Genomic DNA, 13,116 nt, shown 5'->3' on the forward strand with positions numbered 1-13,116 from the left:
GAGGAGAGAGGTTATTGGCATCTAAGATTGCTGGATTGAAGGGAATAAGATTAATATTGATGTTGATTTTGTTAGCGTGGGTGGTCACGGCTTGTTCATCTCCTCCCCCGGAACCTACTCAGCAGCCCCAGCCGACAGAGGCACCTGAAGAAGGACAGACGATAACCCTGATTACTCCAGACGCGAATCATGTTGACAATGATAGTGCTCCGAAATATCAAATTCAGACTCGTCTTACAGATTTTCAGCTGCTTAGTGAAAGTGAAGGTCTGGCCTGGGGGGTTACCAAAAACGAACTCCGGTTGTACTTAACCCGGGATAACGGAGCAACTTGGGCTAATATTTCACCAGCACCAAATGTGCAGTTCCTCTCCAACCCTGTGTATGGGAAGGGGATTTTCTTCACGGATCCATCTCATGGTTGGATTATAAGAAGTGCTTTTGGAGCGACAGAAACGATTGTGCTGCGAACCACAGATGGTGGCCAAAGCTGGAAAATCTCATCTTTAGGAGATGTGAATACAGTATCCTCTGTATATTTCAACTCACCCAAACGGGGTTGGCTGATGACCTCATGGAACGCTTCTTCCAATAAAGAGAACAAGGCACTTTTTTCAACGACAGACGGTGGGGCCACTTGGGAAGAAGTGATGCAGAATGAGCAATACAATCCGAATTTCCCTAATGATTCGATACCGTTTGCCGGCGTCACCACTGGAATGATTTTTCGCAATAGTACACATGGATTTGTGACAATGCAGACAGGTGCTCTTCCCAAAATCTTTATGACAAAAGATGGCGGTAAGAGTTGGAGCCTCGGGCCAGCTTTTCTGGTTAACGAACGTTTAGAGGATTGTGACCGAGTAATTACGGGCAAACCGGAGTTCTTCGATACCAGTAAGTCTACTGGTTGGATGTCTGTTGGCTGCCAAAAGGATAAAGAAAAAACAATCGCCTACCATGGATATTTTACGGCTAACGGTGGAGCAAACTGGAAATTTGCATCCTTTGGATTGAACGCACAAGCTGGTGTCAATCGTCAAATTGCTCCGACGTTTTTGAACTCACAGATCGGTTGGACCATACTTGGCGACACCCTTTACCATACGGTGGATCAAGGAGCTACGTGGTTGCCCCTTAAAGAGAGCAGTGTACTGCGATCTAAACTTCTGGAATATCCGGAGATTGTAAAGCTGCAGTTTTTTTCCACTGAGGTGGGGTGGCTTTTGATTGAGAAAAAAGAGGACAAGCGCTCGATACTGTTACAGACTACGAATGGTGGTATCAGCTGGCGCGTAATGTAATAAGGAAAAAGAACCTGCCTGTTGGTAGGTTCTTTTGTTGTTAGCAGAGTGGGGGTTTATTGTTGTTTGTGAATGATTGAATATAAGGAAAAAACTTATTTAAAATTTTCTTTATAAATGTGAAAAAAATCACATGACATTTAAAGAATCCTGTGATATATTTAACACATAGAAAACAAGTTCAAATTTTCACAAACTCAGACATCGAATAGGAGAGATTACAATGAAAACATTCGAAACAGATTATATGACAAGAAACCTTTTGCAACTTTGCTACAACTGTGATGACGCTCATCTTTGTGAAACTGAAGAACAATGCAGAGCTTGCTGGGCTGAAAATGGAATGTTAGATGATCAGACAGACGAAACTAAGAAATTGCTAGACCTAGTTCATGCTTAATTTAATTACTGAAAACTCTGTATAGAGACCACTCGAATTCTTGATTTTTAAGAAAACGAAGTGGTCTTTTTGCATCTAGTCTCACTTATTTAATGCTTTCTGGACTAGATGAGGCATATACATGTACAGAAGTACCCAGAACGCAGCAATTAGGCTGAATTACAAGGGGAAGAAGGGGGAAACTGTCATGGGAATGGGCCCGGATCTTTCGTGGATGTTTGATTTTGCCGGAACGGTGATGCCGATCTTTATCGTTGTTATGATTGGTATTCTTGCTATATCAGCAGGCAGGGGCTTGCTTCAATGGGGCAGGAACAATGGCTCACCCATACTAACAATCCCTGCACATATCGTTAGCAAACGGACTGAAGTACGTCAGCAGCAGCTTCAGGAAGAGAATGGCTCAACTCGTACGAGTACAACTTACTATTTAACGTACGAGCTGGAAGGCGGCAGTCGCATGGAATTTAAAGTAGATGGCCATGAATATGGCTTGAGCGCAGAAGGCGATAGAGGAATGCTTACTTATCAAGGAACTAGATATCATGGATTCCAACGACAGCCACAATACTCAACTGCGGAGTAGTCATTTGTTATATAAAATCAAAGCAGCGATCCCCATGCTAATGGAGGAGCGCTGCTTTGCGTTTTGGTTATGTACCATTCAAGCCCACTGATCCTGTAGCTCTCAAAGCCCACTGATCCCGTAGCGCTCAAAGCTCACTGATACTATAGCTCTCAAAGCTCACTGTAGGTGCGATCATCTATTAAGTGTCAGATATTCATTACCCTCTTACCTTACGGACCCAGATGACGTTATTTGTAATTTCACAGCCTTTTGAGCCTAGTTTCGGACTCCAATGCAGCTATTCATTAGAAAGATGCTTATAATCGGTGCTTTGCGGGCCAATAGGGGCTTTGGGGTCCGATAGAATCCCAAAAGTGGATTAATATCGCGAATAAGGTCAGCTGTGTCCGATAGCGCCTTCTGAGCGGACGTTGACGTGGATGCTGTTGCTGACGTTGAAGCTATTGCTGTTGCTAACAAGGACATCGACGCTGACGTGGACATTGTGGCTAACACCGACAACGATTCCAGCACCGATTCGACGCTAAAACCGACGCCGACTCTGATGCTGTACTGACGCGCTAACACCGACGCCGACCCTGATGCTGCCACCAACATCGACTCAGACGCTAACGCTGTCGTTAACAAGGACATCGACGCTGACGTGTACATTGTGGCTAACACCGACACCGCCCCCCGACTCAGACGCTAACGCTGTCGTTAACGAGGACATCGATGCTGACGCTGACATTGTCGCTAACACCGCAGCTGCCCCCGACTCTTACGCTGTAACGCGAATGTAATTGGGCAAACGCAGCTTAGAGTATAGATAAAGGGGATTTGCTGAGTGGTTAAAAGGAAAAATCCCTACTCTAAAAAATAGGCGGGAACTGTCACCTCTTAGGCGAATGCACATACTATACAGCATGCAGTTAAGAACGAGGTTGCTACAAGAAGTGACCCCAAGGAGGAGACAGCGTGGCCGTCATCAAAACGAACTCGGAAGATGTGAAGGTGCTGGCGCGGTTGATGAGAGCGGAAGCTGAGGAAGATGGAGAACTCGGTATGCTCATGGTCGGCAATGTTGGCGTCAACCGGATTCTTGGCAATTGCTTGGACTTTAATAACATTCGGAATGTGAATGACATGGTCTATCAAAGTCCAGGAGGTTTCGAAGCGCCGCAGAAGGGATACTTCTATCAGCGAGCCAGAGAAGCAGATATCCGTCTAGCCAAACGTGTAATTGCTGGTGAAAGAACCTGGCCAGCTACCAATGCTTTGTGGTTCTTCAGACCCGCAGGTGATTGTCCTGCAACCTGGTATAACCAACAAAACACTGGCCGCTTCAAAGCCCATTGCTTCTTTACTCCGACCGGAGAAGATTGCCCGACTGTATTTATCGGCAATTAGCTTAGTAACTGTGCAAAGAGAATTACTCAATAAAATGAGTAATTCTCACAGAAAGTTAGTGTGAGTTTCATTTGTGTCCAAAGGAGTTTATGCTCCGATAAACATTTAGGAGGTTTCATTAAATGATCGTTCAACCTTACCGCCCCGTAACTTATACCATCGGTAGTGTCTCTTCTTCAGGTATGCCAATGTCTTCCGGAATGCCGATGTCATCAGGAATGCAAGGCATGGGCAGCATGCCACCTCAAGTAAGCAGTGGTAGTCCAATGACGCCAGGGGGAGTAGTAGTTCAGAATCCACCACAAACGTTCGAACAATCCTACATCGAGAATATTTTCCGCCTGAATTTAGGAAAAGTAGGTACGTTTTATTTTACTTATGAGAACAACAAAGACTGGAATGCGAAAGTTTACAAGGGTGTGCTGGAAGCGGCAGGCCGTGACCACATTATTATCAGTGACCCTGCGACTGGCCAACGCACCGTCTTACTTATGATTTATTTTGATTATGCTACCTTCGATGAGCCCCTTACTTATCAATACCCAGGTGTAATTGGCAATCCTCCAACGATGAGAAATTGTCGCTAAATGTAATCCATCTTCGATGAGAAGAACTCCAACGCCAAACGGTTAGGAGTTCTTTTTATTTGTGATTAATTTATGGAATAATCTTGATAATCACTGCCCATTTTATTTCGAAAGGACACGCATGCTTGCGGTTTGCCCCAATATATTAATATAATAAAGTATATATTCAAAAACGTGATTCTAGACTGGAGATGAAACCATTGGGAAATTGATACTGAAAGGAACAAACGGCGAGCATTTTGCCAATACTCTGAAAAAACGAAGGAGGTGGGCCTATCCATCCATGTACGGAAAATGGTGGATAGGAGTATAAATTGAGCGACCCTTTACCCGGTATATTACATGTTGGTCTTATTATTTTGTTGGTATTGTTAAATGGATTTTTTGTTTCAGTCGAATATGCAATGGTGAAAGTGCGAAGTGGTAGAATTGATACCCTGATTGAAGAAGGTAGTAAAAAAGCTTTTAATGCAAAAAGCATTGTCAGCAACCTGGATGGCTATCTCTCAGCCTGTCAGCTCGGCATTACATTGGCTTCTCTTGCATTAGGGTGGCTGGGTCAACCAGCTATAGCTAATCTTATAGGGCCTTTATTAGGAAGCATAGGTTTAGGAGAAACTGCTGTTAATGTTGTATCTTTGGTTATTGCTCTTATGTTCATTACTATCTTGCATATCGTATTAGGTGAGCTTGCACCTAAGACCATTGCTGTTAACAAGGCTGAATCTGTCCTTTTACTAACAGCAGGACCGATGAATGTATTTTACAAAATCATGTATCCAGTGATATGGATCGTTAATGGGCTGGCGCGTGGTTTACTGCAAATTTTCCGATTAGCCCCGGCTTCAGAGCTGGGAACGGCGCATACGGAAGAAGAAATTCGTATTATCATGCAGGAAAGTAACAAAAGCGGCTTTATCGATAATACTGAAATGGCTTTGGTTGACAATATTTTTGAATTTGTGGATACCATGGCTCGGGAGATCATGATTCCGCGGACAGAGATGATCTGTCTGAATAATCATGTTTCTGCTGAGGAGAACCTTGAGATTGCCTATGATGGCATGAGGACACGTTATCCCGTCTGTGATGGTGATAAGGATCATATTTTAGGCTTCATCCATATAAAGGACTTAATTAAGGATCGCCCGCAAAGTTATCAGAAATTAATTCGTCCAATATTAACCGTGCCGGAATCCATTCAGATTAGCGCTTTGCTGAAAGTTATGCAGCGTGCGAAGACACAAATCGCCATATTGATCGATGAATATGGTGGAACTTCAGGAATGGTGACATTGGAAGATATCATGGAGGAAATTGTTGGAGAAATTCAGGATGAATTTGATGAGGAACGTCCCGGTGTTGAGAAGCTTGGCGAGGATGAACACTCCATTGACGGTTTGATGCTTATTGAAGAGATTAATGATCTTTTGGGTCTTCATATGGAGACTGAGGATTACGATACGATAGGCGGCTGGCTGTATTCTAAATTGGAGGTTAATCCACCTCAAAAAGGGCAATCCGTAGAATTTGATGATCATCTATTTATTGTAGAAGAGACTGAGAATAAGCGAATTTCTCGAATTAAGCTATTGCGGTTACAGTTATTGAATGAAGAAGCTGGAGCTTGATGGAATTATATATTTTTAAAATAAGAGCAGCGTTTCTCCTTTTGGAGTCACGCTGTTTTTTTTGACTATACTGTTTGCCAAAAAGAGATTAATAATTATATAATTTTAAATGTATATGATAAAAACTACATTAGTCCCTAGAGGACAGAAAGGAATTCTCCTTGAGTAAACCTAAAAAAAGTCCAAATGTTCCCCAGTTGAGCAAACAAGAGAAACGACGGGTAGAACAGGAGCAACAGAAGCAGAAAACGAGAATTTTAGTTATTAGTTCAATAGCTGTAGTAGTTATCATTTTTGTTGGATTGTTTATGTTAGCTTCGAAAGATGCAGCAAAGAATGTCTCTACAGGAGAACCGGTAGAATTCAATTACAGTGAGCTACCTAGGATTGGTAATGAGGATGCACCTGTTAAGCTTGTTGAATTTGGCGATTTCAAATGTCCAGCTTGTTCCCAGTTTGCTGGCTCCATGAAACCGAAAATTGTTCAAGATTTTGTCAACGAGGGAAAAGCAGCTCTTTACTTTGTAAATATGGCTTTCGTTGGTCCTGACTCTGAGACAGCTTCACTAGCTGCATTGTCTGTATACCATCAGAATAAGGATGAATTCTGGAAGTTCTATGATGCTGTATATGCGCAGCAAGGGGATGAGAGCGACGAATGGGCCACTGAGGATTTCTTGATAAGCCTTGCTGAAAAAGAGAAATTAGCGATCGATTACGATCTTTTGCGTAAAGACATCCAAGAGAAAACTTATGCAGATGAGCTGAAGAAAGACATTCAGTTGGCAACTGACGCAGGCGTGACAACTACGCCTTCGCTCTACATTAATGGAGTGAAAACGGCTGAACCTTTCGATATTGAAGCGATTACATCTGAAATTAACACCGCCGCAAAAGCAGTGGAGGCAAAGTGACAAAATTCCTATCTTTTTGCAAGCGTAACTGCCTCTATCTGGCCTGGTTTGTCTCTTTGGTTGCTGTAGCTGGTAGCTTGTATTTAAGTGAAGTCTTGAAATATGAACCTTGTAAGCTTTGCTGGTTTCAGCGGATTTTTATGTATCCGCAGTTATTTTTGTTGGGAATTGCTACTTTCCGTGGAGATAAGCGCATCATTCCTTATGTGCTTCCATTAAGTTTGATTGGTGGCAGTATCTCAATCTATCATTATGCGGAACAGAAGATTCCAGCGTTAAGTAAAGTTCTACCTTGTACAATTGGTGTTCCTTGTAATAAAGATTACTTGAACTACTTCGGATTTATTACGATTCCTTTGTTAGCTTTAATCGCTTTTGCTCTAATTAGTCTCCTTCTTTGGTATGGACGTAAGGAAGAAGAAATGATTGAAGTAGATGCAGAGGAGAGCTTAGGATTTTAGTTTTCGCTTTGGAAGTTACAAAAAAGCTGAAAAGGTATTAAAATCACGGGCTAGAGGGATAATTGAAGATAATGAAAGAGAGCATCCAATAAGACGCTATATTTGAGCTTATTGGATGTTTTTTCATTCTTTTTTCATTTTTTTCAACGCTTTACTGTATGCACTTTGTAGACTAATATTAGACCTTGTGAGAAGTTGAATATGCGCTGAATTTTCTTAGGAAAAACGGGGGAACCAAACTTGGCATTCATGCCAATGGGGTGAATCGGAACCGGGTCGAACAGACCTGTACCGTAGGGCTATAACCACAGCCCGAATCCGCCAGCTAACCTCGTAAGCAAGGTGGGAAAATGACCATGCATAAGCATGCGGATCATTTCCGTATGCTTATTTTTGTGTCTGCATTTATGAAATCCACCGATGAAAACAGCGCACGGAAATTCCGTTTCAGCTCCCAAAGAAAGGAACTGTATCCACCATGGTAAGCAAGGTAAAACGACTATTGATCGGACGTCCGATGAAGTCGAATGAACTCGATCATGAAAAGTTATCCAAGGTTAAAGCACTGGCTGTCCTGTCTTCTGATGCGCTCTCGTCTGTAGCCTACGGAACGGAACAAATTCTGATTGTACTGGTGGCTGCCGGGTTTACTGCCATCTGGTATTCCCTGCCAATTGCATTAGCCGTATTGGGCCTGCTGGCCATCCTGATTTTATCCTATCGGCAGACGATATTTGCTTATCCGCAAGGAGGCGGAGCTTATATCGTAGCCAAGAGTAATCTTGGTATTCCGACAGGGCTGCTCGCTGGGGGTTCATTATTGGTGGATTACATTCTTACCGTAGCGGTTAGTGCCTCGGCAGGGACGGATGCGATCACATCGGCTTTTCCAAGTCTTCATAATCATACTGTTCTCATCGCTGTATCTGTTATCGTTCTATTAACTATCATTAATCTTCGCGGAGTGACTGAATCGGCTTCGTTCATCGCAATTCCAGTGTATTTGTTTGTGGTTTCGATTGTTGTTCTGATTATCTCCGGTATCGTTAAATATGCAATGGGTGGCGCGCATGCGAATGTTCCTGAAATAGGCAGCGCCGTATCTAATGTAAGTTTGTTTCTACTATTAAAAGCGTTTAGCTCTGGTTGTTCAGCCCTAACGGGGGTTGAGGCCGTATCTAATGCGATCCCAAACTTTAAAGCACCGGCTGAGAAAAATGCAGCCAAGACGCTAATGATCATGGGACTTATCCTTGGCTTTATGTTTACCGGAATCACTGTGCTGGCGTATTGGTATGGTATTGTGCCAGATGAAAAGGCTACGGTTGTCTCTCAGATCGCTGAATCGACCTTTGGCCGTGGCGGATTGTACTTTTTCATTCAAGGGATTACAGCAGTGATTTTGTTCTTGGCAGCTAATACAGCATATTCAGCGTTTCCGCTGCTTGCCTTTATGTTTGCAAAAGATAAATATCTGCCACATGCATTTATGGTCCGTGGTGACCGCCTGGGCTTCTCAAATGGCATTATTTTTCTAGGAGTTATGTCTATCATACTTGTGGCTGTATTCCATGGGAATACGGAAGGTTTGATTCCACTTTATGCGGTAGGCGTGTTCATTCCTTTTACCTTATCCCAACTGGGGATGATGGTGCATTGGATCAAAACAAGACCTGCTGGATGGGTGAAAAGATTTGTTGTAAATACCATCGGTATGCTGACTACATTGACGATTACGCTTATATTTATCATTACTAAATTCTCGAGCGTATGGATGGCATTCATTTTCTTACCTGCTGTAATGTTCGTGTTCCACCGTATTCATAAGCACTATTTGAACACTGCGGATCAACTGCGTATATGTCCGGCTACTGATAAACCTATAATTAAAGGAAGTACTGTAGTTGTTCCTGTTGCAGGGGTTACACGTGCTGTATTACATTCCATCAGCTATGCGAAGTCTCTAACAGATAATGTTGTTGCTGTGTATGTAGGCTTTGATGAAGAAGACATTCATAAGATGGAGCAACGGTGGGAGGAATGGAATCCAGGCGTACGCCTGATTGTACTTCGCTCCAGATATCGTAGTATCATTCGTCCGTTAGTGAAGTTTATCGATACGGTTGAGTGGAAGACCGCTGCGACGGATCACATCACGATTCTGATTCCACAGTTTATTACCAAACATTGGTGGCAAGCCGTGCTTCATAATCAGACCAGCTTTTTAATCCGCTCGTATCTAATGAATCAAAAGGACGTTGTAGTAGCGACTGTCCCTTATCATTTAAATAAATAAGTAGAAGATTAAAGATGAGGTTATATCCGGAACGTTCGGAATATAACCTCTTTTGTATTTTATATGAAGGAAATTGTTGCAAATCCACAGAATTTGAAATTTATATGTTGACACAGAGAATGAGAATCAATATCATTTAAAAGTGAAGCAGAGGTAAAGGTCACCTTTGAATATCAAAGCAGTTACATATAGGAGGGTTTTTAATGTTTTGGCTTAACAGAAAAAGATCAGGAAGCATGAAAGTGACAATGAGCGGACTAATAGTGATGACGCTAATACTTTCCGCTTGTGGAAATAATAATGCTGAAAGTTCATCAAATGCAGGAACAGCGCCTACAACAGCTCCTACAGCAGAATCTACAGAGGCACCTGCTGCTCCTAAGACATTAACAGATGCAATGGGCCATGAAGTAACGATTCCGGCTAATCCACAGCGCGTCCTGGGTTCATATTTGGAAGACTCATTGGTAACTCTGGGTGTGACTCCAGTAGCTCAATGGTCAGTTACAAATGGCGTTCAGGATTATCTGGCCACTGAATTGAAGGATGTTCCTACAATTAGTTACGATCTTCCGTTAGAGGCTGTAACCAGCTTTGCTCCGGATCTTATTATCATCCCATCGGAGTCTTCTGTTCAGAACGGGATTTACGATCAGTTGAATAAGATTGCACCCACTTATGTAATTGGGGATGAACTAAATCAAGATTGGCGCAAATCTTTGCTCAAGATTGGTGAGATTTTGAACAAAACCCCTGAAGCAGAAAAAGCCATTAAAGATTATGATGTTAAAGCAGCGGCTGCGAAAGAACAGCTTGCAGGAGCTATTGGACAAGAGTCCGCGGCTATTCTATGGTTGGTGCAAAAAAACTTCTATATTGTAGACGAAACCCGCAGCAGTGGTGCTGTATTATATACAGACCTTGGCGTAAAGCTTCCTAACTTAGTAACAGAGATCCCAGTAGGAACAAGAGCAACTTGGAATCCGATCTCGCTAGAGAAGCTTTCTGAGCTGACTGCAGATCATATTTTCCTTGTAAATAGTGATAAGACTGAGGGTTCGGAGATCTTAGATAGTGCAATTTGGAAGGGCATCCCAGCTGTAAAAGCTGGAAATGTGCATGAAATGAGCTCAACAAGCAGCTGGCTTTACAGTGGTGCGAACGCTGGCAGCAAAATCATTGACGATGTGCTAAAAAGTCTTGTGAAATAAAAGTCGTAATTCACCATGAATGAGACTGATCATTTCGGTGGGGAAGGGCGTGCAGATCAAGTATCTCGGGATACAAAGATCTGCACCATTTTTTTATAAACCAATCCCATAGTACGGAAAAATCGTTCCTGCAATTGTACAACATAATTTTTTTTGCGATAATGAGAATGATTGTTGTTATCATATAAACCATTGTAACTATTGAATAAGGAGACAACCCATGGTTTCACCCTCAGATTTCGCAAATCGTATTAACAATGAACCCAAAAAAGCTCTACATACCCGACCGGCAGCTGCCATTGGTATTCTTATTTTTGGACTTGCTGCCATTGCCTTCGGATTGGCACTTTCGGTCTCAGTGGGTGCGGCAGATATCAAGTTAGCTACAGTATGGGAAGCTATATTTCATTTCAATCCAGATTTACAAAAACATCAGGTGATTAGAGAACTGCGATTTCCACGTGCTATTGCTGGCGCCTTAGTCGGTGCTTGCTTCGCAGTAGCAGGGGCTATCATGCAGGGGATGACAAGAAACCCGCTTGCGGATTCAGGGCTGTTAGGCTTGAATGCAGGAGCAGGAGTAGCGCTGGCAATAGTATTTGCTTTTGCACCCTCACTCTCATTCACTTCACTAATGTTGTATTGCTTTATCGGTGCCGCTGTGGCCTCTTTTATCGTATTCGGAATCGGTTCGCTTTCTTTTAATGGCCTGACCCCCTTGCGATTGACACTAGCAGGTTCGGCAGTTAGTGCTTTATTGGTTGCTATTAGTCAGGGAGTAGCTGTTCTTTTCAACTTATCTCAGGATATAGCCTTCTGGTTAGCCGGTGGGATGGGGGGAGCTAGCTGGACTCAGATCAAGATTATATTCCCTTGGGTGGCCGTGGCCTTAATTGCAGCGATGATGTTATCACGATCCGTTACATTGCTCAGCTTAGGAAGAGAAGTTGCGGTTGGTCTGGGGCAGCGGACAAGGTTAGTTCAGTTGGCATGTATGATTGTTGTGGTTATCTTAGCTGGAAGTGCGGTTTCAACGGTTGGCCCGATTGCTTTTATAGGACTAATTATTCCACATGTTACACGTTATTTCGTTGGAGTGGACTACCGCTGGATTATACCTTGCTCGGCTGTTCTGGGGAGCTTATTGATTATCTTTGCAGATATTGCCGCAAGAATGATAAATGCACCGTATGAGACACCGCTAGGAGCCTTAATTGCCATCATCGGCGTACCTTTCTTTATTTATTTAGCGAGTAAGCGGAAGGGGGAGCTGTAATGCCCAAAATAACCCTTACTCCAGATGAAAAAGAACGCCGCACACGCACCATAACGGTGTTATCGCTCCTTGCTATACTGATCGTCGTGGTGTTTATAGTCAGTATGAATACAGGGTTTATGCGTCTATCCCCACTGGAGGTATTACATACACTGCTGGGTGATGGAACACATCAGCAAAAGCTTATTTTATTTGATTTCAGATTACCCCGCATCGTAATTTCATTGTTAGTTGGAGCGGGCTTTGCAGTGTCAGGCTGTATTCTACAAAGTCTCGCACGTAATGCACTCGCTGAACCGGCTACGCTGGGCATAAGTGCTGGTGCAGGTTTTGCTGTAATCATTTTCATCTCGTTCTTTCCGGCTACAACCGCAGCTCCGGTATTTGTCTTGCCTCTCCTAGCGCTTGGTGGGGCTGGCCTGACCGCAGCTTTAATCTATATTCTTGCCTACCGGAAGGCAGATGGTCTGTCTCCTACAAGGCTGATCCTTATCGGGATTGCGGTCGCTGCAGGAATCAATGCTTGCCAGCTTGTATTGGCACTTAGGCTTGATCCTAATAATTATCAATTTGTAGCTACTTGGATCGCCGGGAAAATATGGGGTGGGGATTGGAGATTCGTCCTTGCTTTGCTGCCTTGGATCGTGATTCTGTTACCGTTCGCCTTCTATAAAGCCCGGGTTCTAAATGTATTGAATCTAGGGGACCATACTTCATTAGGTCTAGGAATGCGTGTGGAGAAGGAACGTATTCTCCTTCTGGTAACAGCCGTAGCGCTTGCCGGCTCCTGCGTCGCAGTAAGCGGAGGTATTGGCTTCGTCGGCCTGATAGCACCACACCTGGCTCGCAGGCTCGTGGGACCCCGTCATCAGGTGTTATTACCTGCTAGTGCTTTGACAGGGGCGCTTCTTATGATTACCGCTGATACCATCGGCAGATGGGTGTTGCAACCTGCGGAAGTTCCGACTGGCATTGTGGTTGCGATTATTGGCGCACCTTACTTTTTATATTTACTCGCCAAGTCTAAAGCGTAAATTAGTTCATACTTAGGAGCATAG

At 43.4% G+C, this 13,116-nt stretch carries 13 protein-coding genes and 1 riboswitch; of the genes, 12 read left to right on the forward strand and 1 reads right to left on the reverse strand.

Going from position 1 to position 13,116, the window contains the following annotated elements:
• Positions 1-14 precede the first annotated feature (14 nt).
• From MHH49_RS24605 to MHH49_RS24615, 3 genes are all read left to right on the forward strand, one after another.
• A complete protein-coding gene (locus tag MHH49_RS24605; protein WP_341138568.1) occupies positions 15-1,304 on the forward strand; it encodes a VPS10 domain-containing protein in 1,290 nt (429 codons plus the stop codon).
• Between the two features lie 223 nt (positions 1,305-1,527).
• Positions 1,528-1,704, forward strand: coding sequence for a hypothetical protein (locus tag MHH49_RS24610; RefSeq protein ID WP_169744776.1), 177 nt, complete (start codon positions 1,528-1,530; stop codon positions 1,702-1,704).
• 193 nt (positions 1,705-1,897) lie between these two features.
• Entirely contained in the window at positions 1,898-2,290 is a 393-nt protein-coding gene (locus MHH49_RS24615) for a DUF2500 domain-containing protein (protein WP_036687780.1), read from the forward strand.
• A gap of 258 nt (positions 2,291-2,548) precedes the next feature.
• Here MHH49_RS24615 and MHH49_RS24620 read toward each other — a convergent pair whose 3' ends face one another.
• Complete coding sequence (locus tag MHH49_RS24620) at positions 2,549-2,956, reverse strand: hypothetical protein (protein WP_341138569.1); 408 nt, start codon at positions 2,954-2,956, stop codon at positions 2,549-2,551.
• A gap of 294 nt (positions 2,957-3,250) precedes the next feature.
• Here MHH49_RS24620 and MHH49_RS24625 point away from each other — a divergent pair, with 294 nt between their 5' ends.
• The 9 genes from MHH49_RS24625 to MHH49_RS24665 all read left to right on the forward strand — a co-directional run bounded on the left by MHH49_RS24625 (position 3,251) and on the right by MHH49_RS24665 (position 13,092).
• Entirely contained in the window at positions 3,251-3,682 is a 432-nt protein-coding gene (locus MHH49_RS24625; RefSeq protein ID WP_036687557.1) for a cell wall hydrolase, read from the forward strand.
• 122 nt (positions 3,683-3,804) lie between these two features.
• Positions 3,805-4,269, forward strand: coding sequence for a spore coat protein GerQ (gene gerQ / locus MHH49_RS24630; RefSeq protein WP_036687556.1), 465 nt, complete (start codon positions 3,805-3,807; stop codon positions 4,267-4,269).
• A gap of 314 nt (positions 4,270-4,583) precedes the next feature.
• Positions 4,584-5,900, forward strand: a complete 1,317-nt coding sequence (locus MHH49_RS24635) for a hemolysin family protein (protein WP_036687555.1) — start codon at positions 4,584-4,586, stop codon at positions 5,898-5,900.
• A 161-nt stretch (positions 5,901-6,061) separates the two neighbouring features.
• Entirely contained in the window at positions 6,062-6,814 is a 753-nt protein-coding gene (locus MHH49_RS24640; protein ID WP_036687554.1) for a DsbA family protein, read from the forward strand.
• The gene (locus MHH49_RS24645) at positions 6,811-7,275 is read left to right on the forward strand and encodes a disulfide oxidoreductase (protein WP_036687553.1); all 465 of its coding nucleotides are present in this window, start codon (positions 6,811-6,813) and stop codon (positions 7,273-7,275) included. The genes MHH49_RS24640 and MHH49_RS24645 overlap by 4 nt, the downstream gene beginning before the upstream one ends.
• Positions 7,276-7,469: 194 nt before the next feature.
• Positions 7,470-7,629: riboswitch (cyclic di-AMP (ydaO/yuaA leader) on the forward strand.
• A 124-nt stretch (positions 7,630-7,753) separates the two neighbouring features.
• Positions 7,754-9,571, forward strand: coding sequence for an APC family permease (locus MHH49_RS24650; RefSeq protein WP_341138570.1), 1,818 nt, complete (start codon positions 7,754-7,756; stop codon positions 9,569-9,571).
• Positions 9,572-9,774: 203 nt separating this feature from the next.
• Positions 9,775-10,782 carry an iron-hydroxamate ABC transporter substrate-binding protein gene (locus MHH49_RS24655; RefSeq protein ID WP_341138571.1) on the forward strand — a complete coding sequence of 336 codons (1,008 nt, stop codon included), beginning with the start codon at positions 9,775-9,777 and terminating at the stop codon, positions 10,780-10,782.
• 220 nt (positions 10,783-11,002) lie between these two features.
• Positions 11,003-12,058 (forward strand): FecCD family ABC transporter permease, encoded by a 1,056-nt coding sequence (locus MHH49_RS24660; RefSeq protein WP_341138572.1) that lies wholly within the window; start codon positions 11,003-11,005, stop codon positions 12,056-12,058.
• Positions 12,058-13,092: a FecCD family ABC transporter permease gene (locus tag MHH49_RS24665; protein ID WP_076273257.1), complete on the forward strand. Its 1,035-nt coding sequence runs from the start codon at positions 12,058-12,060 to the stop codon at positions 13,090-13,092. Before MHH49_RS24660 ends, MHH49_RS24665 begins: the two co-directional genes overlap by 1 nt.
• Positions 13,093-13,116 lie beyond the last annotated feature (24 nt).

The organism is Paenibacillus sp. FSL F4-0122, from assembly GCF_038002845.1.
Taxonomy (GTDB): domain Bacteria; phylum Bacillota; class Bacilli; order Paenibacillales; family Paenibacillaceae; genus Paenibacillus_AQ; species Paenibacillus_AQ odorifer.